We start from the raw sequence: 20,572 nt of genomic DNA, 5'->3' as shown, positions 1-20,572 counted from the left end.
CCGCCCCTGGGCTGACGTCCCGGACGGGCCGTGGCGTCATCCGCAGCGCAGCCTGCGGCAGGCTCCCGACACCATGCCCTCGGGCCATGGTCGCAAGCGCGACCAATCGGCCGGATGCGAGTGCATCTCCATGTCCAGTTCCACCACGATCGGCAGCAGGCCGCGCGCCAGCGCCTGGCCGGCGTACCCACGCGCGTCGTCGGCCGCCAGGCCAGGAGTGAAAGCCGCGCCCTGGCGTGCTGGCGGCGTCTGCGCGCCACGCGCCAGCGCGACCAGCAGCGCCCGCAGCGGCGCGGACAGCGGCTTGTGCAGATAGGTCAGCCGCAAGGACAGCGTATTGGCCTGGAAGATGTCCGTTGCCTGGCCCGGCGCGCGGCGCGCGTGTTGCAGATCCTGGTAGTCGTTGTCGATGGCTGGCAGGCCCGGCGCCGGGGCGATTCGAAGCCCCGGCCTGGCGTGCAGGCGGAAGTCGCGGGCGTCGGGGCGCAGCACCTCGATGCGCCACGGATGCGCGTCCGCCAACAGCGCCGCCTCGCGCAGGGCGCGCGCCTGACGCGACGCGTCGCCGCCATGTAGCGGTCGCAGCGCCTGGACGAAAACCGCTTTCATCGTCGCCGGTGCGGCATGCGACACCGCGCCCGCGCGGGCCGCTTCCATCAGCGCCAGCTGGACGGTCTGGCGCACCGTCTGCCACGTTGCGGCTTCGGCCGCCAGCAGGGCGGCGGGCAGCAGCACGGCTGCCGCCAGGGTGAATTCCAGGAGCGCGGTGCCGTGTTGCGGGCGGCCTGGGCGTGGCGGCGCGCGCAGGCTTGGCGAGGCCGGGCAAGCGTGCCGGGCCGGCTTGGCAGGCCTGGCGGGCGCGTCTGGTGTCGCGGGCGGAGCCGGCCGAATGGCGGAAAAAGAAAAGGCGGTCATGGCTGCGCAGTCTGGCGCGGGCATGACCGCCTGTCGATTGGGACAAGCCGGCGTGACGCATTGATCACGCCGGGAAAGGCCGGCCGCGACGGGCCGGCGCGGGCGTTCAGTGGACGGTGGGCGACTCGCTGTCGGCGGCGGGCGTGGCCGGCGTGAACAGCGCGGCGCAGTCCACGGCATCGAAGCGATACGGCTTGCCGCAGAAATCGCAGGTCACGTCGACCTGGCCGTGCTCGGCCACGATGTCCTGCACCTCGGCTTCGCCCAGCGAGCGCAGCATGTTGGCCACGCGCTCGCGGGTGCAGGGACAGTGCCAGCTGACCGGCAGGGGATCGAACGCCACCAGCGTTTCTTCCCAGTACAGGCGATGGATCAGCGTGTCGATCTCGACCTGCAGCAGTTCGTCGCGCTTGAGCGTGGCGGCCAGCGTGCCGGCGCGTTCCCAGGTCTCGGCGGCGGCCTGCTCGCTGAGCAGCGGCGCCTGTTCGCCGCCGTGCACCGGCAGGCGCTGGATCAGCAGGCCGGCGGCGTGCTCGTCGTCGGCGGCCAGCCAGAGCTGGGTGTCCAGCTGCTCGGACGCCTTCATGTAGTGTTGCAGCGCCTCGGCCACGGTGTCGCCTTCCAGCGGCACGATGCCCTGGTAGGCCTGCTGGCCGGGCGCCTTGCGCTGCGGATCCAGCACCACGATGAAGCGGCCGTTGCCGCCGGGGTTGAGCAGGCTCTGCATGTTGCCGTCGACCGGCACGTCATGGCCTTCGCGCATCTTGACGGTGGCGCGCAGGCTCAGGTCGGAGCGGCACTCCACCACCAGCAGCGCGATCGGGCCGTCGCCCTGGATCTGCAGCACCAGCGAGCCGTCGAACTTGATGTTGGCGGCCAGCAGCGTGGACGCGGCCACCAGTTCGCCCAACAGGTGGGTGATGGCGGGCGGATATTCGTGATTGGCGCGGACGGCCTTCCAGGTGTCGGTCAGGCGCACGGCCTGGACGCGCACGCTGCGGTCTTCGAAGAGATATTTTTTGAGCTGATCGGTCATGCTGGAATGTTAGCCGATCGGGCAGCCGAAAGGCCCTGCCGGCGGCAGGGGCGGGGTGGGTTCCAAGGGGGCGGATTCCGGCGTGCGCGGGGGGGCGCCGGAGACGGGCCAGGGGCTCAGGGACTCAGCCGATCCGCTTGAGCGCGGTCCGGTAGTGTTGGCCGCGCGCCACGTAGTGCGCGGTGTTCTTGTGCAGTCCGGCGATTTCCTCGGGGGACAGTTCGCGGACGATCTTGCCGATGCCGATGACCAGCGAATTGTCGGGAATGACCCGGTCCTCGGGGATGATGGCGCCAGCGCCGATCAGGCAGTTGCGACCGATCACGGCGTTGTTCAGCACGATGGCCTGCATGCCGACCAGGGCGCCTTCGTGGATGGTGCAGCCATGCAGCATGGCCTGGTGGCCCACGGTGACGTTCGGGCCGATCTCCATGGGACAGCCTTCATCCACGTGCAGCACGCTGCCCTCCTGGATGTTGGTGCCCCGGCGGATCAGGATGGCGTCGTTGTCGCCCCGGATGGAGACGTGCGACCAGATGCTGACGCCGGCCTCCAGCGTCACGTTGCCGATGATGTCGGCGCTGTCGGCCACGTAGGCCGAGGGGTCGATGCGGGGGATCAGGTCGTCGAGCTGGTACAGCGGCATGCCAGGAAGTCTCCGGAGACGGCGCGGGGGGAGGTAATCGGGGCGGCGCGCTAGGCCGCGCCCTTGCTGGCCGCCAGGGCTCGGTCCGCCTCGCGCTGGCGCAGCAGGCGGCGCAGGATCTTGCCGGTGGTGGTCATGGGTAGTTCGTCGACGAACTCGATTTCCTTGGGGTATTCGTATGGCGCCAGGCGCTCGCGCACATGTTCCTGCAGGTTCTCGATGATGTCCTGGCGGTCGCGCTGGGCGAATTCGGGGGTCAGCACCACATAGGCCTTCACCACGGCGCCGCGTTCGGGATCGGGCTTGGGCACGACAGCCGCATTGGCCACGGCCGGATGGCCGAGCAGGCAGCTTTCGATCTCGCCCGGGCCGATGCGGTAGCCGGCCGACTTGAACACGTCGTCCGCGCGGCCGGCATACCAGAGGTAGCCGTCGGCGTCGATGCTGGCCAGGTCGCCGGTCAGGCACCAGTCGTCCTTGAACTTGGCCTGCGTGGCGGCCTCGTTGCGCCAGTAGCCCAGGAACAGCACCGGATCGGGATAGCCGTGGATGTCCAGCCGGTTGAGCGCGACCTCGCCGACTTCGCCGGTGGGAGCGGGCTCGCCGTGCTCGTCCAGCACAGCCACGCGGTGGCCGGGGTAGGGCCGGCCCATGCTGCCGGCCTTGGCGGGCCAACGCTTGTTGCTGTTGCCCACCAGGTAGTTCATCTCGGTCTGGCCGAACATCTCGTTGGGCGTGATGCCCAGCGCCTTCTCGCACCAGCCGAACACCGTCTCGCCCACGCTTTCGCCGGCGCTCATGATGGCGCGCAGCGCCAGCTGATAGTGGCTGCGCGGGTCAGGCACCGCCTTCATCATCATCTTCAGGGCGGTCGGGAACAGGAAGGTGTTGGTGACCTGGTAGCGCTCCATCAGCTCGAAGGCGCGCTCGGCCGAGAAGCGGCCGCGGGTGCCGACGATGGGATGGCCGAAATAGAGGGTGGGCAGCAGCGCGTCCATCATGCCGCCGGTCCAGGCCCAGTCCGCCGGCGACCAGAAGACGTCGGCGGGCTTGGGGAACCAGTCCTGCGAGGCGACGAAGCCGGGCAGGTTGCCGATCAGCGCGCTGTGCGGCAGCAGGGCGCCCTTGGGCGCGCCGGTGGTGCCGGAGGTATAGAGCAGGATGGCCGGGTCCGACGAGCGGGTCGGAACGGGCTTGAATTCGGAAGGCTGGCGGGCCAGCAGGCTGCGCCACGGCAGCACCCGCTCGTCGGCGAAGCCGATGCCGATGATCTGTTGCAGGGCGGGACAGTGGTCGCTGACGGCCAGCAGGTTGGCGCTGGAGGCGTGGTCGACGATGGCGACACGGGTCTCGGAGTCGCGCAGCCGGGTCTCCAGGGCCTCGGGGCCGAACAGCGCCGACAGGGGCAGCACCACCGCGCCGACGCTGTAGATCGCCATGTGGGCCACGACGGTTTCGGGCCGTTGCCCCAATACAACACCGACCCGGTCGCCGCGATTCACGCCCATCTTGATCAGGCCATTGGCCAGCTGATTGGCGGCTTCGGCCAGTCGGGCATAGGTCCAGACCTCGCGATTGCCCGCTTCATCTTCGTAGTAGATGGCGATGCGCCGCGCATCCGGACTGCTGGATGCCCAGCGGTGGCAGCACGCTTCCGCGATGTTGAACTGGGTAGGCACCAGCCAGCGGAAAGTTTGGTAGAGCGCCTGATATTGGTCGTTCATGGCCCTATGTTGTGAGCATGTTGCAGCGTGAACGGGCCGCTCGCCCGTTGCCCAACTGCAAGCATGACCTAGAGGGGCGTGAACTGCAACATCCCCGTTGCGTAACGGGGACGTATAAGGGTTATCACGGGTGTTTGCCCTGGCGGCGCAGCGCCGACGGCAGCGCCGGCAGCGATAGCGAGCGCGGCTTGCGGCTGGACGGATCGGCCTGGCGCCCGGCCTGATGCTCGGCCTGGATGGCGGCCCAGTCCAGCAGCTGCAGCTGGCCGTCGTGGGTTTCCGCCAGCGCCGACAGGCTTTCCACCCAGTCGCCATCGTTGCAGTACAGGATGCCGCCCACGTCGCGCAGTTCGGCCTTGTGGATGTGTCCGCAGACCACGCCGTCCAGGCCGCGCCGGCGCGCCTCGCCGGCCAGCGCTTCCTCGAAGTCGGTGATGAAGGACACGGCGTTCTTGACCTTGTGCTTCAGGTACTGGGACAGCGACCAGTAGTGCAGCCCCATGCGGTGGCGCAGCCGGTTGAAGTGATGGTTGAGCCACAGCGCCAGCTGATACAGCCCGTCGCCCAGGTGCGCCAGCCAGCGGCTGTGCTGGATCACCCCGTCGAACTGGTCGCCATGCAGCACCAGCAGGCGCAGGCCCTTGGCCGTCACGTGCACGTCTTCGTCCAGGATCTCGATGTCGCCGAAGGCAAAGCCGCAGAACTCGCGGGCGAATTCGTCATGGTTGCCGGGGATGAAGACCACGCGGGTGCCGTTGCGGGCCTTGCGCAGGATGCGCTGGATCACGTCGTTGTGCGCGCGCGGCCAGTGCCAATGCTTGCGCAGCTGCCAGCCGTCGACGATGTCCCCCACCAGGTAAAGGGTGTCGGAATCGTTGTGCTCCAGGAAATCGAGCAGGAATTCCGCTTTGCACCCGGCAGTGCCCAGGTGAATATCGGAAATCCAGAGAGCGCGCCAGTGGGCGGGGCGGATTTCGTTCACGGTTGCTTCCATGGGGGCTGTCGTCATGCCTCAGGATGAAACCATCGGGCGATGACGGCGCCATGAAAAATCCGTGACGGTGTTGTGACGATTGCAACGCGGGCGCCGCAACACTTGTCGCGGGAGCGGGCCTAGTGTGCTGTCCCGCAGATACGCCCGCACGAAATCCACCCCTAGCCGCCATGGCGTCGTTGCAAATCCTCGTGATACCTACGGGTATCACTGCGGTTTGCGCCTAGCCCTGACGTCTATGGATGAATTTCGTCATGCGGACGTACCTACGGGACAGCACACTAGCGCAGTCCCGCGAGCATTTCGTGCACGTCGTGCGCCATGACCGCCAGCAGCCCCACCAGCGCCAGGTAGGCGCTGCCATAGGCGAGCTTGTTTTCCAGCGTGGTGCCGTAATAGGCCTGGTTTTCCGGCAGGGTCGGGTCGTACTTGAAGGCGCGCACCACGTTCGGGAAGGCGAGCACGGCGACCAGGATCAGCATGGGGCTGGGCCGCCAGAAGAACAGCGCCACCAGCACCGGCACGCCCGCCAGCCACACTCGGGGCGACAGCACGGCCGTGATGCGGCCGCCGTCGAACGGCGACAGCGGGATCAGGTTGAAGAGATTGATGAAGAAGCCGGCGTAGGACAGCGCCAGCAGCAGGTCGCTGCCCGTGTCGCGCGCGGCGAAGTAGCAGGCCAGCGAGGCCAGCGTGCCGGCGAAGGGCCCGCCCAGCCCCACATAGGCCTCGGTGTCGGCGTTCAGCGGCTGGTCCTTCAGCTGGATCCAGGCGCCCACGAAAGGAATGAACACGGGCGCGCCCACGTCCAGGCCGCGCTGGCGCGCCGCCACGTAGTGGCCCAGCTCGTGCACCAGGAGGAGCAGCACGAAGCCGGCGGCGTAGCGCCAGCCGAACACCCAGGCATAGGCCGCCACCGACAGCAGCATGGAGCCGCCGGTGGCCAGCAGCTTGCCGAACTTCAGGTACTTGAAGCCCGACAGCAGCAACAGCAGGACTTTCACCGGCTTGCGATCACTGCTGGCCTGGGCCGGCGGGATCCGCCTTCTTGCGGCGCAGGCGCGACCAGATGCCGCCGCCCAGCGCAGCCACGGCGATGAGGCCGACCTTGGCGAACTTCAGCAGGAAGGCGCCGATGACCGCGAACAGGCCCAGCTTCTTCGCCGCCACGCCGGCGACCAGCGCGGCCAGGCCGTACTCGGCGACCTTGTCGGTCGAGGAGTTGAAGTCGGCGTAGCGCTTGCCTTCGACGTAATCGATGTTGTTCAGCAGGGCCAGCACGGCGCCCTTGTCCTTCGGCACCTGGCTTTGCTGCGTGATCAGGTCCAGCGTGATGTAGCCTTCGCGGCCCAGGGCGTAGGTGTTGTAGTTGACCGTCGGGTCGCTCTGCGCGCCGTCGTCCTTGTGCTTGGCGGCCACGGACCACACCAGCCGCTGCGTTTTGCTGTCGTACTTGGGCGCCTCGACCCAGCCGTCGATCAGCAGCTCGGGGAAGCCGCGCTTGACGCGCTCGACGTTGGATTGCTTGGTGCCTTCGCGCAGGCTGTCCAGCAGCTCGCCGACGTTCCAGTTGCGGGCGTCGTCGTCCTTGATGTAGCCGGTCTTCTCGAAGTTGACGGTGATCAGCCAGTCGTCCTCGTCCCCCTTGGGCAGCACCACGCCCAGCAGGCTGGGATCCTTGCCGTTGCCATAGGCCGCCATCAGGCGGTCGGCCTGCAGGCGCGGCACGAACATCATGTTGTCGGGCAGCTTGAGCACGGCCTGGCCGCCGAGCTTCACTTCGGCGGGGCCTTGCTGGGCGGCGGAAAGCGCGGCCTGCGAGGCGGCTTCGATTTCCTTGCGGGCGTCGGCGTTCTGGGCGTGGGCCCACGGCAGGAAGAACAGGGCGCTGGCGGCCAGCGTCAGGCGGGAGAGTAGGGCGCGCATGGATAAGGTCCGGTTTTTAATAGGGCCTTATTGTCTTGGCGCGCAGCTTTCAGCTTTCTGAACGCGCCGGTGAGAATCGGCGCGTAAGTTTTCTGATTGAAACTTGGTATTACTTGACGGCCCTGGCGGCGCTATTTTCCGGACGCCCGGGCTTGGCGCGCGGGGGCGCGTTGCGCAGGCGCGTGCCCAGGATCCGGTCATGCAGGAACTGGCCGTCGCGGTCGATCCAGGTCCAGATGAAAATCATGAAGGGGGCTGCGACGATGAACATGTCCATGGACGGCCAGCCCGTGTAGCGCGCCGCCAGCCAGACCAGGGCGGCGCCCGCCAGCACCAGGGGCCAGGCGAGGATGTAGCGCAGCATCAGCAGCGGCACGGAGGGCGGTTGGCCGTCGCGGCCGACCAGCTGGATGTTCCAGGTCTTCATGGGCAGCGTCTGGCCCCGGCGGCGCCAGCACAGCACGAAGTAGGCGCCGATCGCCACGAACAGCCAGGCTTGGCGTAGCGGGCGCAGTTCCAGCGCATTGCGACTCTGGGTCAGCGTATCCATCAGATAGCCCGCCAGGAACACCACGCCGAACAGCAGCACGGCTTCGTACATCATGCACGCGAACCGGCGCAGCCGGTTGGGAGTCTGGTCTGGGGAGGCGTCGGGCGTCATGGGCGGCTATCTTAGCAAAGGGCCGCGGGTTTGCGCCGGGCCCGGCGGGCGGCGCGCTTGCGTCGGTGCAAACGGGTTGGGGCAAGACCATTCGCCGCCGACGCGGGAGCGTCCGGCCGGCGATCAGTGCGAGGCGGAGGCGAAAAAAAACCCGCCGGTGAGGGCGGGTCTATAAAAGGGGCTATGCAGCCCCCAAGGGGAAATCTGTCCGGGCCCGCCAGGGGCCCATCGGCGCTCAGGCGGCCGAGTGCGCGTCCTTCGCGCTCGCCTTGCCAATCAGGGCGCGGATGCCGTGGGCCAGCTTGCGCAGTCCGGCGGCCAGGGCGCGCATCGGGTGCGGGCGGAATTGCTCTTCGATCGCCTGGAGCATCAGTTGGCGCTCGAGTTCGTCGGTCAGGCGGATGGTGTTGTTCAGGTTCGTCACGTTAGCCTCCACGGGCTTGCACATTTGTTTAGCTACTAGGGATAACCCGAATTATAGGGTTTACCCTGGTCGTGTGCAAGAGGCTGGTGCGAATCGGCAACACCGTGTAGCTGATGATGCCCCAAAACGTTGCGGCGGGGCACCATAAGCAAAGATAGCCGCACCATGTTGCGGCGCTTTTACAACGAGGCATCCGCTGTGGCGGACGCCGGCGCCCCGTTGCGGGGCGCCGGGGATCAGGCGTCAGGCGTCCCGGTAGCCCGCCGCCACCAGCTCGAAGCCGAACAGGCGGCAGTCCAGCGCGCCGTTGTGCAGCGGGACGCGGCGCTTGGGTTTCAGGCGCATGCGCTGGGGCAGCTCCAGGTCGCTGGTGATGATGTGCAACTGCCAGCCGGCGAAGTTGCGCTTCAGGCAGGTCGCCCATTCGGACCAGAGCTGCGCGTCCTGCTCGGTCGGCATCCGTTCGCCGTAAGGCGGGTTGGTGACGATCCAGCCATGGTCGGCCGGCGCCTGGACCTGGCGGGCATCACCCACTTCGAAACGGATCGAGTCCGAGGTCAGCCAGGCGCGCTCGGCGTTGTTGCGGGCGAACTCGATCGCCTGCGGATCCAGGTCATAGCCGACCAGCGGCGCGTCCAGCTGGGGCAGGATGCGGGCGCGGGCGTCTTCCTTGAGGTCGCGCCAGCGGCGCGGGTCATGGCCGCGCAGCCGCTCGAAGCCGAAGGGACGGGAGATGCCGGGAGGCACGCCCAGCGCGATCCAGGCGGCTTCGATCAGGATGGTGCCCGAGCCGCAGAACGGATCCAGCAGCGGAGCCGCCGGATCCCAGCCGGCCAGGGCCAGCATGCCGGCCGCCAGGTTCTCGCGCAGCGGGGCCTCGCCCTTGTCCAGGCGCCAGCCGCGCTTGAACAGCGATTCCCCGGAGGTGTCCAGGTACAGCGTGGCGGTATGGCCGGTCAGGAACAGGTGCACGCGCGCATCGGGGCGCACGGTGTCGATGTCGGGACGCTCGCCTTCGCGCTCGCGCAGGCGGTCGCAGATGCCGTCCTTGGCGCGCAGGTTGCAGTATTGCAGGCTCTGCACCGGGCTCTTGATCGCCGAGGTGTCCACGCGCAGCGTTTGCTCGGCGCCGAACCAGCGCTCCCAGGGCGTGGCGCGGGCCAGGTCGAGGATGTCGTCCTCGTGGGAGATCTCGGCGTGCGCGACCTGGACCAGGATGCGCGTTGCCAGCCGCGAATAGAGGTTGGCGCGCTGCACGCCGGCCCAGTCGGCGCTGAAGGAACAGCCGGCGCGGCCGGCGCGGGCGTCTTCATAGCCCAGCGCCTGCATTTCCGCGGTCAGCGCTTCTTCCAGACCCTGGGGGCAGGGCGCGAAGACCTGGAACACCTCGGCCTGGCGGGGCTCGCGCGGACGGCGGCCACGGGCGTGAAAGTCGGGCTCGTCGCGGGCTTCGGTGGCGTATTCGATCTCGTCGTCGCGGTCCGGCTCGGGGGCGAATTCCGGCGCCGGGCCGTCGTCCTCGAACGGATCGTAGAAGCGGCCCGCGGGCGTGGCGGGCGCGACGTACTGGTTGTCGCGGTCGCGCGGGGCGCGAGCGGGCCTGGCGCCAGCGGCGCGGCGCGGCGCGCCGCCGTCATCGCGCCGGCCACGGCCGGCATCGGTCCGGCTGGCGGCGCCTCGGGCCGCCACGGGCTTGCGCGGGGCGCGTTCGCCGTCACCGGCGTCGCGCGCGGGCGCGTCCGGCGTCTTCAGGCGTTCGATTTTTTCCTTGTCGCGCTCGATCTGGGCGACCAGGCGGGCGCGGGCGCCGCTGCGGCTGCGCTTGGCCGGCGCGGCCTCGCTTTCGGCGCGGGCGTCGCGCGCGGTTTTCTTGATTGTCAGCGTCTTGCGCGGACGGTCCTGTTCATCAGAGGACATGCGGATCCTGGCTTATGGGCAAAGGCAGAGGGGAAATCAGAAGGGTTTGACGACGACCAGCGCCACCACCGCCAAAAGCAGCAAGACGGGAACTTCGTTGAACCAGCGATAGAACTTGTGCGAACGGGTGTTCTTGCCCTGTTCGAATTTGCGCAGCATGACGCCACAGGCGTGATGGTAGCCGATCACGAGCAGCACGAAAAAGAGCTTGGCGTGCATCCAGCCGTTGCCCGGACCCACGCCGATGCGGTAGCCCAGATACAGCCACATGCCGAAGGCCACGGCGACCACGGCCAGCAGGGTGGTGAAGCGGTACAGCCGGCGCGCCATGCCCAGCAGGGTGGCCTGGACCGAAGCGTCGGATTGCTGGGCCAGGTTGACGAAGATGCGCGGCAGGTAGAACAGCCCGGCGAACCAGGAAACGATGAAGACGATATGGAAGGTCTTGACCCAGAGCATGGCCATGGCGCGGTCCCGTTTGCGTGGAAAGCCGCATTGTAAGCCGCGGCTTTCTCGCGCCAGGACGGTCTGGCGGGCGCGGGCGCTGCGCCAGGTCAAGCGCATGGGAGGGAAGCGCCACGGGCGCTTCCGGGATGCCCATGCCGCCTAGATCACATAGAGGTCGACGTATTCGTTCACCGGCATCGCCTCCAGCCGCGCCTGGTCCAGCGAGGCATCGAGGATGCGGCGCTGCTGCCGGTCCGGGAACACGCGGGCGAGGTTGGTGCGGAACTTGGCTTCCAGCAGCGGGATGCCCTCGGCGCGGCGGCGCAGGTGGCCGATCGGGTATTCGCAGACCACCTCGTCCAGCCTGTCGCCATCCTCGAACTCCACGGTCAGCGCATTGGCGATGGAGCGCTTGGCCGGATCGTGATAGTCGCGGGTATAGGCGGGATCCTCGACGCAAACGATCTTGGCGCGCAGGGCGTCGATGCGCGGATCGCGCGCCACGCCGTCCTCGTAGTCGGCGGCGGTCAGGCGGCCGTACAGCAGCGGCACGGCCACCATGTACTGGATGCAGTGGTCGCGGTCGGCCGGGTTGTTCAGCGGACCCTGCTTGTCGATGATGCGGATGCAGGCCTCGTGCGTGCGGATGACGATGCGGCTGATGTCCTCGGCCTTGCGGCCCAGCAGGCGTAGCCGTTCGTGCAGCTGCATCGCGCATTCCACGGCGGTCTGGGCGTGGAACTCGGCCGGATACGAGATCTTGAACAGCACGTTCTCCATCACGTAGCTGCCGTAGGGCCGCTGGAACTTGAACGGCTGGCCCTTGAACAGCACGTCGTAGAAGCCCCAGGTCTTGGCGCTGAGCACCGACGGATAGCCCATCTCGCCGCTGCGGGCGATCAGCGCCAGGCGCACGGCGCGGCTGGTGGCGTCGCCGGCGGCCCAGCTCTTGCGGCTGCCGGTGTTGGGCGCGTGACGATAGGTGCGCAGGCTCTGGCCGTCGACCCAGGCCAGCGACACGGCGTTGATGACTTCATCGCGGTCCAGGCCCAGCATCTGCGCCACCACGGCGGTGGACGCCACCTTGACCAGCACCACGTGATCCAGGCCGACCTTGTTGAAGGAGTTCTCCAGCGCGATGCAGCCCTGGATCTCGTGCGCCTTGATCATGCCGGTGAGCACGGCGCGCATGCTCAGGGGCGGCTTGCCGGCGGCCACGGCGGTGCGCGACAGCCAGTCGGCGACGGCCAGGATGCCGCCCAGGTTGTCGGACGGATGGCCCCATTCGGCGGCCAGCCAGGTGTCGTTGAAATCCAGCCAGCGGATCATCGCGCCGATGCTGAAGGCGGCCTGCACCGGATCCAGCTGGAACTGGGTGCCGGGGACCTTGGCGCCCTGCGGCACCACCGTGCCGGGCACGATCGGGCCCAGCAGCTTGCGGCACGCCGGGTACTCCAGCGCTTCCAGGCCGCAGCCCAGCGTGTCGATCAGGCAGTTGCGCGCGGTCTCGTAGGCGAGATCGCTCTGGATGTCATGGTTGAGGACGTAGTCCGCGATATCGGCCAGCACCTGGTCGGGATCGGGACGCACGTTGGAGATGGGGGCGGACATGCGGATACCTCTCCTGGAAATGGATACAGGAGGCCGCGGCGGGCCCGCGCGGCGCCGGATGGGACGACGACGGGCCCGGGGCGGTCACGTTACTTCCGCTTCTCGATCGGCACGAACTTCTGGTCTTCCGGGCCCACGTAGTTGGCGGTGGGACGGATGATCTTGTTGTCGACGCGCTGCTCGATGATGTGGGCCGACCAGCCCGCCGTGCGCGCGATGACGAACAGCGGGGTGAACATGGCGGTGGGCACGCCCATCATGTGGTAGCTGACGGCCGAGAACCAGTCCAGGTTGGGGAACATCTTCTTGATGTCCCACATGACGGTTTCCAGGCGTTCGGCGATGTCGAACATCTTGGTGCTGCCGGCCTTCTTCGAGAGCTTGCGGGCGACTTCCTTGATGACCTTGTTGCGCGGGTCGGACACGGTGTAGACCGGGTGGCCGAAGCCGATCACGACTTCCTTGGCCTCGACGCGGCGGCGGATGTCGGCCTCGGCCTCGTCGGGGGTCTCGTAGCGCTTCTGCACTTCGAACGCGACTTCGTTGGCGCCGCCGTGCTTGGGGCCGCGCAGCGCGCCGATGGCGCCGGTGATGGCGGAATAGATGTCCGAGCCCGTGCCGGCGATCACGCGGCCGGTGAAGGTCGAGGCGTTGAATTCATGCTCGGCGTACAGGTTCAGCGAGATGTGCATGGCGCGCACCCACTCTTCGCTGGGCTTCTCGCCGTGCAGCAGGTGCAGGAAGTGGCCGCCGATGCTGTCGTCGTCGGTCTGCACGTCGATGGTGCGGCCGTTGTGGCTGTAGTGGTACCAGTACAGCAGGGCCGAGCCCAGGTTGGCCATCAGGCGGTCGGCGATGTCGCGCGCGCCGGGCAGGTTGTGGTCGTCCTTCTCGGGCAGCACGCAGCCCAGCACCGACACGGCCGTGCGCATCACGTCCATCGGGTGGCTGGCGGCGGGCAGCGCTTCCAGCGCCAGTTGCAGCTGCACCGGCAGGCCGCGCAGGCTGCGCAGCTTTTCCTTGTAGGCCTTCAGTTCGGCCTTGGTCGGCAGCTTGCCGTGGACCAGCAGGTGGGCGATTTCCTCGAACTCGCAGGTGTCGGCGACGTCCAGGATGTCGTAGCCGCGGTAGTGCAGGTCGTTGCCGCTGCGGCCGACGGTGCACAGCGCGGTATTGCCGGCGACGACGCCGGACAGCGCCACGGATTTCTTGGGCTTGAATGCCGCCTTTTCCTCGGGCTGGGCCTGCGTCTTCGCGTCCGCCTTGGGGGCTTGCTTCTTGGGGGCCGTGCTCATGTCTCTACTCTCCTTGCCTTGCGGGATGGTCAATGCAGTGGGACGGGCGGGCGCGGCGGATCGCCGCCGCGCCGGCCGCCGTAGACGGTGCGGGACTAGCCCTTGTTCTTCTGGAACAGGGCGTCCAGCTTCGATTCGAATTCGTGATAGCCGATGCGGTCGTACAGCTCTTCGCGCGTCTGCATCAGGTCGACCACGTTCTTCTGGTGGCCATCGCGGCGGATGGCGGTGTAGACGGCCTCGGCGGCCTTGTTCATGGCGCGGAACGCCGACAGCGGGTAGAGCACCATGCCCACGCCCACGCTCTTGAGTTCCTCGACCGAGAACAGCGGGGTCTTGCCGAATTCGGTGATGTTGGCCAGCACCGGCACTTTCACCGCCTTGACGAAGCGGTCGTAGGTGGGCAAATCGTAGGCGGCTTCGGCGAAGATGGCGTCGGCGCCGGCTTCGACGCAGGCCAGCGCGCGCTCGATGGCGGCGTCCACGCCGTGCGAGGCGATGGCGTCGGTGCGGGCGATCAGGTAGAAGTCGCTGTCGGTGCGGGCATCGGCGGCGGCCTTCACGCGGTCGGCCATTTCCTCGGTGCTGACGATTTCCTTGCCGGGACGGTGGCCGCAGCGCTTGGCGCCGACCTGGTCCTCGATGTGGCAGGCGGCCGCGCCGAACTTGATCAGGCTCTTGACCGTGCGGGCGATGTTGAAGGCCGACGGACCGAAGCCGGTGTCGATGTCGACCAGCAGCGGCACGTCGCACACGTCGGTGATGCGGCGCACGTCGGTCAGCACGTCGTCCATGGTGTTGATGCCCAGGTCCGGCAGGCCCAGCGAGCCGGCGGCGACGCCGCCGCCCGACAGGTAGATGGCGCGGTAGCCGGCGCGCTTGGCCAGCAGCGCATGGTTGGCGTTGATGGCACCGATGATCTGCAGCGGGCTTTCTTCGGCCAGCGCGCGACGGAACAGGGCGCCGGGCGATTCGGGTCTGGACATGGGTGGTCTCCGTGTATGTGGACCGGGTGTTCTGGACGTCCCCGGGCAGTGGGTGTGCCGGTCCGAGGCGGGCCCGGCGCCGGCTCGTGGCTGGCGTCCGACCTTACCTCGGGTCCGGAAAATAAATCTGTCCCCTGCGCGACAATCGTTTGCGACGCATTGGCGGCGGCGCAAGCGGACAGGTGTATTTGCCGGGGCGCAGGCGTCCGAAGACGCCTGGCGGGCGGCCTGCGATCGCATGGCGCGGATGGCGCCCGCGCATCGCCGGCCTGTGAATTGGGCCCGCGAACGGGCCCAATTTTCATGCTCGACCTGATTACTTCAGCAGGTCCTTCACGCCGTCGCGCTCTTCGAGCAGCTCTTTCAGCGTGAAGTCCAGGCGCTCGCGCGAGAAGGCGTCGATTTCCAGGCCTTCGACGCGCTTGTATTCGCCGTTTTCGGTGATGACCGGCACGCCGTAGATGATGCCTTCGGGGATGCCGTAGGAACCGTCGGACGGCACGCCCATCGTCACCCACTTGCCGTTGCTGCCCAGGACCCAGTCACGCACGTGGTCGATGGCGGCGTTGGCGGCCGAGGCGGCCGAGGACAGGCCGCGCGCCTCGATGATGGCGGCGCCGCGCTTGCCCACGGTGGGGATGAAGGTGTCGCGGTTCCAGGCGTCGTCGTTGATCAGCTTGGCCAGGCTCTGGCCGCCGACCGTGGCGAAGCGGAAGTCGGGGTACATCGTGGGCGAGTGGTTGCCCCACACGACCAGCTTTTCGATGTCGGCCACGGCCTTGCCGGACTTGGCGGCCAGTTGCGACAGGGCGCGGTTGTGGTCCAGGCGCAGCATGGCGGTGAAGTTCTTGGCGGGCAGGTCCGGCGCCGACTTCATGGCGATGTAGGCGTTGGTGTTGGCCGGGTTGCCGACCACCAGCACCTTGACGTTGCGGCTGGCGACGTCGTTCAGGGCCTTGCCCTGGGCCGTGAAGATCTGGGCGTTGACGGACAGCAGGTCCTTGCGTTCCATGCCGGGGCCGCGCGGACGGGCGCCGACCAGCAGGGCCACGTCGGCGTCCTTGAAGGCGGTGCGCGGGTCGCTGTGGGCGGTGACTTCCTGCAGCAGCGGGAAGGCGCAGTCATCCAGTTCCATGATGACGCCCTTCAGGGCCTTTTGCGCTTTCTCGTCGGGGATTTCCAGCAGTTGCAGGATGACAGGCTGGTCTTTGCCGAGCATTTCGCCGGAGGCGATGCGGAACAGCAGGGCGTAGCCGATTTGGCCGGCGGCGCCGGTGACGGCGACACGCAAGGCGGGCTTGGACATGGACGTTCTCCGTAAGTGTTTGGCGAGAAGAAATCTCGACAATCAGTGTAATCGTTGGGCGCGGAAACTCAGCGCGGGCATGAGCCTCTGACAGCCCGAAATCCTAGATCGAATTTACGTGAGCGTCAATTTCTCTTATATCTTATATAAGACATAAGACGTTGGACAACGCCGCCGGCGATGTGCCACAATGGAGCGTTTGTTCGAATGCGTCGCGGCACAGCCGGCTGCGCGCCTGTTCCTAGGCCAGATCACCGGCGGCGGCGCATCGTGGATGAGCATGGATCCCGTGCGCCGCATACTCATTCATCCGGATGGACATGACACTTTCAAGACGATCCATGGCAGACCCACGGCCCGAAACCGCCCTACGCACACGCGCCGCCCGTCCGGCGGGCGAGGGGGCCGCTTTCAGTCCGCTGTACCGCCAGATCAAGGAACTGCTGGTGCAGAGCCTGGACCGCGGCGAATGGAAGCCCGGCGAACTGATCCCCAGCGAAATCGACCTCGCCGCCCGTTTCCAGGTGAGCCAGGGCACGGTGCGCAAGGCGGTCGATGAACTCGCCGCCGAGCACCTGCTGCTGCGCCGCCAGGGCAAGGGCACCTTCGTCGCCACCCACCACGAAGCGCGCGTGCGCTACCGCTTCCTGCGCCTGGCCGCCGACGACGAGGCCCAGGCCGGGTCCGGCCGCGCCGAAAGCCGCATCCTGGAATGCCGGCGCCTGCGCGCGCCGGCCGAGATCGCGCGCGGCCTGGAGCTGCGCGCCGGCGAGACGGTCATCATGATCCGCCGCCTGCTCTGCATGGACACGACCCCCACCGTGGTGGACGACATCTGGCTGCCCGGCGCGAGTTTCCGCGGGCTGACGCTGGAGCTGCTCACCGCCAACAAGGCCCCGATGTACGGCCTGTTCGAATCCGAGTTCGGCGTCAGCATGGTGCGCGCCGACGAGAAGCTGCGCGCCGTGGCGGCGCCGGCCGAAATCGCCCCCTTGCTTAATGTTTCCCCCGGCGCGCCGTTGCTGCAGGTGGACCGAGTGTCCTATACCTATGGTGACCGCCCCATGGAAATCCGGCGGGGTTTGTACTTGACCGATCGCTACCACTACCGCAATAGTTTGAATTGATGAGCTTTTTCCCTACGATTTGATACCAACCCGTTCTCTGGGCGAAAATACTGTGTTTGCCCGCGAGGGCCACGCAGAGTTCCGCCAGTTTTTTACGCCGTAACGATTCCCTAGTTCAGAAACACCGAGGCCGTCATGTCCGACACCGCTGCCAAGCCACGCCCGCAGTTTCGCAATATTGGTCTAGCCCAAGTTGCGTTCTCCTATCGCCTGCCCCTGGCCGGCAAGCTGTCCATCCTTCACCGCGTGAGCGGTGTGCTGCTGTTCCTCTGTCTGCCCTTGGTCATCCTGCCGCTGTTCGCGGCCAGCGTGGCCGCCCCGCAGACGTTCGCGGCCGTGGCTGCCTACGCGGGTAATCCGATCGTCAAGCTCGTCCTGCTGGTCCTGATCTGGGGCTATCTGCACCACTTCTGCGCCGGCATCCGCTACCTGCTGCTGGACCTGCACATCGGCCTGGACAAGCAGTCGGCCAAGAAGAGCGCCGGCGTGGTCTTCGGCATCAGCCTGGCGCTGACCGTCGTGTTCGCCCTCAAACTGTTCGGAGTGCTGTAATGGCCGAAGCAAAGAACTACGGCGCCAAGCGCCTGGTCGTAGGCGCGCACTACGGCACCATCGATTTCATCATTCAGCGCGTCACCGCGGTCATCATGGCCGTCTACACGCTGGTGCTGCTCATCGGCATCCTGGTGATGCCCGCCTTCACGTACGAGAACTGGACCGCGCTGTTCACGTTCTACGTGGGCGTACTTCCGGTCGGCCAGCTCCTGGCCACCCTCGCATTCATTGCGCTGGCCTGGCATGCCTGGATTGGCGTGCGCGACCTCTGGATGGACTACGTCAAGTCGGTGGGCCTGCGCCTGCTGCTGCAAGTGCTGACGATCCTCTGGCTGGTCGGTTCGGTCGTTTATTTCGCGCAAATCCTCTGGAGCATCTAAGCCGTGGTCTCTGTCATGAAATCCTTGCCGCGCCGCCAGTTTGATGTGGTGGTCGTCGGCGCCGGTGGAGCCGGCATGCGTTGTTCCCTGCAACTGTCCCAGGCCGGCCTGTCGGTCGCCGTGCTGTCCAAGGTGTTCCCGACCCGTTCGCACACCGTGGCGGCGCAGGGCGGCGTGAGCGCCTCGCTGGGCAACATGAGCGAGGACAACTGGTACTGGCACATGTACGACACCGTCAAGGGCTCGGACTGGCTGGGCGACCAGGACGCCATCGAATTCATGTGCCGCGAAGCGCCGAACGCCGTGTACGAGCTCGAGCACTTCGGCATGCCGTTCGACCGCAACCCCGACGGCACCATCTACCAGCGCCCGTTCGGCGGCCACACCGCCAACTTCGGCGAGAAGCCGGTCCAGCGCGCCTGTGCCGCCGCCGACCGCACCGGCCACGCGCTGCTGCACACCCTCTACCAGCGCAACGTCGCCGCGCGCACCCAGTTCTTCGTCGAATGGATGGCGCTGGACCTGCTGCGCAACGAAGCGGGCGACGTCGTGGGCGTGACCGCCCTGGAAATGGAAACGGGCGAGATCTACATCCTGGAAGCCAAGACCACGGTGCTGGCCACCGGCGGCGCCGGCCGCATCTGGGCCGCTTCCACCAATGCCTTCATCAACACCGGTGACGGCCTGGGCATGGCCGCCCGCGCGGGCATCCCGCTGCAGGACATGGAATTCTGGCAGTTCCACCCGACCGGCGTGGCCGGCGCCGGCGTGCTGATCACGGAAGGCGTGCGCGGCGAAGGCGGCATCCTGCTGAACAAGGATGGCGAACGCTTCATGGAGCGCTATGCGCCCACGCTGAAGGACCTGGCCCCGCGCGACTTCGTGTCCCGCTCGATGGACCAGGAAATCAAGGAAGGCCGCGGCTGCGGTCCTGACGGCAGCTACGTGGTGCTCAAGCTCGACCACCTGGGCGCCGACGTGATCAACAAGCGCCTGCCCTCGATCCGCGAAATCGCCATCAAGTTCGGCAACGTCGACCCGATCAAGGAACCGATCCCCGTCGTCCCGACCATCCACTACCAGATGGGCGGCATCCCGGCCAACTATCACGGCCAGGTGCTGACGCGCGAAAACGGCGAGAACAAGATCGTCAACGGCCTGTACGCCATCGGCGAATGCGCCGCGGTGTCGGTGCACGGCGCCAACCGCCTGGGCACGAACTCGCTGCTGGACCTGATCGTCTTCGGTCGCGCCACCGGCAACCACATCGTCAATTCGCACCCGGAACGCCAGCACTCGCACCAGCCCGTGCCGCAGCAGGCCGTGGAATTCTCGCTGGACCGCGTCAACAAGCTGGAATCGCGCACCTCGGGCGAAAAGACCCAGGACATCGGCAACGCCATCCGCTTCTCGATGCAGCGTCACTGCGGCGTGTTCCGCACGCTGGAGCTGCTGAACGAAGGCGTGACCCAGATCGAAGACCTGGCCAAGCAAGCCGACAACATCTACTTCAAGGACAAGTCCAAGGTGTTCAACACCGCGCGCGTCGAGGCGCTGGAACTGGCCAACATGACCGAAGTGGCCCGCGCCACGATCAAGTCGGCCGCCAACCGCACCGAAAGCCGCGGCGCGCATGCGCTGGACGACCACCCGACCCGCGACGACGAGAACTGGCTGAAGCACACGCTGTGGTACTCCGAAGGCAGCCGCCTGGACTACAAGCCCGTGCAGATGAAGCCGCTGACGGTCGAGTCCTTCCCGCCCAAGGCGCGTACCTTCTAAGTCCGGATAGAGCCTACTATGAGCACCAAGAGAATCGTCAAGTTCGAAATCTACCGCTACGATCCGGACAAGGACGAGCGTCCCTACATGCAGAAGCTGGAAGTCGAGCTTCAGCCGACCGACAAGATGCTGCTCGATGCGCTGGTGCGCATCAAGAACGACGTCGACGACAGCCTGGCGCTGCGCCGCTCGTGCCGTGAAGGCGTGTGCGGTTCGGACGCCATGAACATCAACGGCAAGAACGGCCTGGCCTGCACGACGAACCTGCGCGAGCTGAAGGAACCGATCGTGCTGCGTCCGCTGCCCGGCCTGCCGGTGATCCGCGACCTGATCGTGGACATGACGCACTTCTTCAACCAGTACCACTCGATCCGCCCGTACCTCATCAACGACACGCCGCCGCCCGAAAAGGAACGCCTGCAGTCGCCCGAGGCCCGCGAAGAGCTGGACGGTCTGTACGAGTGCATCCTGTGCGCGTGCTGTTCCACTTCCTGCCCGTCGTTCTGGTGGAATCCGGACAAGTTCGTCGGCCCGGCCGGCCTGCTGCAGGCCTACCGCTTCATCGCGGACAGCCGCGACGAAGCCACCGGCAGCCGCCTGGACAACCTGGAAGACCCGTACCGCCTGTTCCGTTGCCACACCATCATGAACTGCGTCGACGTCTGTCCGAAGGGCCTGAATCCGACCAAGGCGATCGGCAAGATCAAGGAACTGATGGTCCGCCGGACGGTCTAGTTTCAAGCAGCTTTTTTATCGCCGCGCGCTCCGGGATCGGGTCCTCCCGGAGCGCGGCACGCCGAAGGGCGGCGCGGGTTGCAGGCATTGTGCCGCCGGGCCGCT

General features: G+C 67.1%; 20 protein-coding genes. 5 read left to right on the top strand and 15 right to left on the bottom strand.

Translation table 11 applies throughout. The features are described from left to right. Positions 1-36 precede the first annotated feature (36 nt). The 15 genes from ACEU5R_RS14060 to ACEU5R_RS13990 all read right to left on the bottom strand — a co-directional run bounded on the left by ACEU5R_RS14060 (position 37) and on the right by ACEU5R_RS13990 (position 15,888). Entirely contained in the window at positions 37-735 is a 699-nt protein-coding gene (locus tag ACEU5R_RS14060) for a pilus assembly protein (protein ID WP_392410591.1), read from the bottom strand. A 286-nt stretch (positions 736-1,021) separates the two neighbouring features. Then, the gene (gene hslO, locus ACEU5R_RS14055; protein ID WP_392410590.1) at positions 1,022-1,951 is read right to left on the bottom strand and encodes an Hsp33 family molecular chaperone HslO; all 930 of its coding nucleotides are present in this window, start codon (positions 1,949-1,951) and stop codon (positions 1,022-1,024) included. Positions 1,952-2,075: 124 nt separating this feature from the next. After that, the gene (locus tag ACEU5R_RS14050) at positions 2,076-2,597 is read right to left on the bottom strand and encodes a gamma carbonic anhydrase family protein (protein ID WP_103273195.1); all 522 of its coding nucleotides are present in this window, start codon (positions 2,595-2,597) and stop codon (positions 2,076-2,078) included. Positions 2,598-2,647: 50 nt separating this feature from the next. Continuing rightward, positions 2,648-4,321, bottom strand: a complete 1,674-nt coding sequence (locus ACEU5R_RS14045; RefSeq protein ID WP_392410589.1) for an acyl-CoA synthetase — start codon at positions 4,319-4,321, stop codon at positions 2,648-2,650. A gap of 124 nt (positions 4,322-4,445) precedes the next feature. Beyond that, on the bottom strand, positions 4,446-5,330 hold the full coding sequence (locus tag ACEU5R_RS14040) for a UDP-2,3-diacylglucosamine diphosphatase (RefSeq protein ID WP_103273197.1): 885 nt from the start codon (positions 5,328-5,330) through the stop codon (positions 4,446-4,448). 266 nt (positions 5,331-5,596) lie between these two features. Beyond that, the gene (locus tag ACEU5R_RS14035; RefSeq protein ID WP_212320361.1) at positions 5,597-6,319 is read right to left on the bottom strand and encodes a site-2 protease family protein; all 723 of its coding nucleotides are present in this window, start codon (positions 6,317-6,319) and stop codon (positions 5,597-5,599) included. A 10-nt stretch (positions 6,320-6,329) separates the two neighbouring features. Then, positions 6,330-7,241 carry a DUF2167 domain-containing protein gene (locus ACEU5R_RS14030; RefSeq protein ID WP_103273199.1) on the bottom strand — a complete coding sequence of 304 codons (912 nt, stop codon included), beginning with the start codon at positions 7,239-7,241 and terminating at the stop codon, positions 6,330-6,332. A 109-nt stretch (positions 7,242-7,350) separates the two neighbouring features. Next, the gene (locus ACEU5R_RS14025; protein ID WP_103273200.1) at positions 7,351-7,902 is read right to left on the bottom strand and encodes an RDD family protein; all 552 of its coding nucleotides are present in this window, start codon (positions 7,900-7,902) and stop codon (positions 7,351-7,353) included. A gap of 235 nt (positions 7,903-8,137) precedes the next feature. Further along, entirely contained in the window at positions 8,138-8,350 is a 213-nt protein-coding gene (locus ACEU5R_RS14020) for a hypothetical protein (protein ID WP_392410588.1), read from the bottom strand. Positions 8,351-8,569: 219 nt separating this feature from the next. Beyond that, positions 8,570-10,243 carry a THUMP domain-containing protein gene (locus ACEU5R_RS14015; protein ID WP_103273201.1) on the bottom strand — a complete coding sequence of 558 codons (1,674 nt, stop codon included), beginning with the start codon at positions 10,241-10,243 and terminating at the stop codon, positions 8,570-8,572. A gap of 36 nt (positions 10,244-10,279) precedes the next feature. Further along, positions 10,280-10,708, bottom strand: coding sequence for a CopD family protein (locus ACEU5R_RS14010; RefSeq protein WP_392410587.1), 429 nt, complete (start codon positions 10,706-10,708; stop codon positions 10,280-10,282). A gap of 141 nt (positions 10,709-10,849) precedes the next feature. Beyond that, complete coding sequence (locus ACEU5R_RS14005; protein WP_103273202.1) at positions 10,850-12,301, bottom strand: bifunctional 2-methylcitrate dehydratase/aconitate hydratase; 1,452 nt, start codon at positions 12,299-12,301, stop codon at positions 10,850-10,852. 89 nt (positions 12,302-12,390) lie between these two features. Further along, the gene (prpC, locus tag ACEU5R_RS14000) at positions 12,391-13,596 is read right to left on the bottom strand and encodes a 2-methylcitrate synthase (RefSeq protein WP_212318179.1); all 1,206 of its coding nucleotides are present in this window, start codon (positions 13,594-13,596) and stop codon (positions 12,391-12,393) included. 95 nt (positions 13,597-13,691) lie between these two features. Beyond that, on the bottom strand, positions 13,692-14,582 hold the full coding sequence (gene prpB, locus ACEU5R_RS13995; protein WP_103273204.1) for a methylisocitrate lyase: 891 nt from the start codon (positions 14,580-14,582) through the stop codon (positions 13,692-13,694). 316 nt (positions 14,583-14,898) lie between these two features. Beyond that, positions 14,899-15,888 (bottom strand): malate dehydrogenase, encoded by a 990-nt coding sequence (locus ACEU5R_RS13990; RefSeq protein ID WP_103273205.1) that lies wholly within the window; start codon positions 15,886-15,888, stop codon positions 14,899-14,901. Positions 15,889-16,229: 341 nt separating this feature from the next. Between ACEU5R_RS13990 and ACEU5R_RS13985 the strand changes: the two genes are divergently transcribed. From ACEU5R_RS13985 to ACEU5R_RS13965, 5 genes are all read left to right on the top strand, one after another. After that, positions 16,230-17,015: a GntR family transcriptional regulator gene (locus ACEU5R_RS13985; RefSeq protein ID WP_392410586.1), complete on the top strand. Its 786-nt coding sequence runs from the start codon at positions 16,230-16,232 to the stop codon at positions 17,013-17,015. Positions 17,016-17,150: 135 nt separating this feature from the next. After that, positions 17,151-17,567: a succinate dehydrogenase, cytochrome b556 subunit gene (gene sdhC, locus ACEU5R_RS13980; RefSeq protein WP_103273207.1), complete on the top strand. Its 417-nt coding sequence runs from the start codon at positions 17,151-17,153 to the stop codon at positions 17,565-17,567. After that, positions 17,567-17,950 carry a succinate dehydrogenase, hydrophobic membrane anchor protein gene (sdhD, locus tag ACEU5R_RS13975; RefSeq protein ID WP_103273208.1) on the top strand — a complete coding sequence of 128 codons (384 nt, stop codon included), beginning with the start codon at positions 17,567-17,569 and terminating at the stop codon, positions 17,948-17,950. The genes sdhC and sdhD overlap by 1 nt, the downstream gene beginning before the upstream one ends. Positions 17,951-17,965: 15 nt before the next feature. Then, positions 17,966-19,732, top strand: a complete 1,767-nt coding sequence (gene sdhA, locus ACEU5R_RS13970; protein ID WP_249205179.1) for a succinate dehydrogenase flavoprotein subunit — start codon at positions 17,966-17,968, stop codon at positions 19,730-19,732. Positions 19,733-19,750: 18 nt separating this feature from the next. Then, positions 19,751-20,467: a succinate dehydrogenase iron-sulfur subunit gene (locus ACEU5R_RS13965; RefSeq protein ID WP_024068140.1), complete on the top strand. Its 717-nt coding sequence runs from the start codon at positions 19,751-19,753 to the stop codon at positions 20,465-20,467. Positions 20,468-20,572: the final 105 nt, after the last annotated feature.

Origin of the sequence: Achromobacter sp. 413638, from assembly GCF_043119405.1 — a bacterium.
Lineage (GTDB): Bacteria > Pseudomonadota > Gammaproteobacteria > Burkholderiales > Burkholderiaceae_B > Achromobacter.
Note: the sequence above shows the minus strand (reverse complement) of the source record. Positions and strands in the feature narration are given on the sequence as shown.

Excerpts from the sequence above, each read along its gene's own strand:
- ACEU5R_RS13965 (WP_024068140.1), top strand. The coding sequence starts at position 19,751 with ATGAGCACCAAGAGAATCGTCAAGTTCGAAATCTACCGCTACGATCCG.
- ACEU5R_RS14050 (WP_103273195.1), bottom strand. The coding sequence starts at position 2,597 with ATGCCGCTGTACCAGCTCGACGACCTGATCCCCCGCATCGACCCCTCG.
- sdhD (WP_103273208.1), top strand. The coding sequence starts at position 17,567 with ATGGCCGAAGCAAAGAACTACGGCGCCAAGCGCCTGGTCGTAGGCGCG.
- ACEU5R_RS14045 (WP_392410589.1), bottom strand. The coding sequence starts at position 4,321 with ATGAACGACCAATATCAGGCGCTCTACCAAACTTTCCGCTGGCTGGTG.
- ACEU5R_RS14020 (WP_392410588.1), bottom strand. The coding sequence starts at position 8,350 with ATGTGCAAGCCCGTGGAGGCTAACGTGACGAACCTGAACAACACCATC.
- ACEU5R_RS13985 (WP_392410586.1), top strand. The coding sequence starts at position 16,230 with ATGGCAGACCCACGGCCCGAAACCGCCCTACGCACACGCGCCGCCCGT.
- ACEU5R_RS14030 (WP_103273199.1), bottom strand. The coding sequence starts at position 7,241 with ATGCGCGCCCTACTCTCCCGCCTGACGCTGGCCGCCAGCGCCCTGTTC.
- ACEU5R_RS14015 (WP_103273201.1), bottom strand. The coding sequence starts at position 10,243 with ATGTCCTCTGATGAACAGGACCGTCCGCGCAAGACGCTGACAATCAAG.
- ACEU5R_RS13990 (WP_103273205.1), bottom strand. The coding sequence starts at position 15,888 with ATGTCCAAGCCCGCCTTGCGTGTCGCCGTCACCGGCGCCGCCGGCCAA.
- sdhC (WP_103273207.1), top strand. The coding sequence starts at position 17,151 with ATGTCCGACACCGCTGCCAAGCCACGCCCGCAGTTTCGCAATATTGGT.
- sdhA (WP_249205179.1), top strand. The coding sequence starts at position 17,966 with ATGAAATCCTTGCCGCGCCGCCAGTTTGATGTGGTGGTCGTCGGCGCC.
- prpC (WP_212318179.1), bottom strand. The coding sequence starts at position 13,596 with ATGAGCACGGCCCCCAAGAAGCAAGCCCCCAAGGCGGACGCGAAGACG.
- ACEU5R_RS14010 (WP_392410587.1), bottom strand. The coding sequence starts at position 10,708 with ATGGCCATGCTCTGGGTCAAGACCTTCCATATCGTCTTCATCGTTTCC.
- ACEU5R_RS14040 (WP_103273197.1), bottom strand. The coding sequence starts at position 5,330 with ATGACGACAGCCCCCATGGAAGCAACCGTGAACGAAATCCGCCCCGCC.
- ACEU5R_RS14005 (WP_103273202.1), bottom strand. The coding sequence starts at position 12,301 with ATGTCCGCCCCCATCTCCAACGTGCGTCCCGATCCCGACCAGGTGCTG.
- prpB (WP_103273204.1), bottom strand. The coding sequence starts at position 14,582 with ATGTCCAGACCCGAATCGCCCGGCGCCCTGTTCCGTCGCGCGCTGGCC.
- ACEU5R_RS14025 (WP_103273200.1), bottom strand. The coding sequence starts at position 7,902 with ATGACGCCCGACGCCTCCCCAGACCAGACTCCCAACCGGCTGCGCCGG.
- hslO (WP_392410590.1), bottom strand. The coding sequence starts at position 1,951 with ATGACCGATCAGCTCAAAAAATATCTCTTCGAAGACCGCAGCGTGCGC.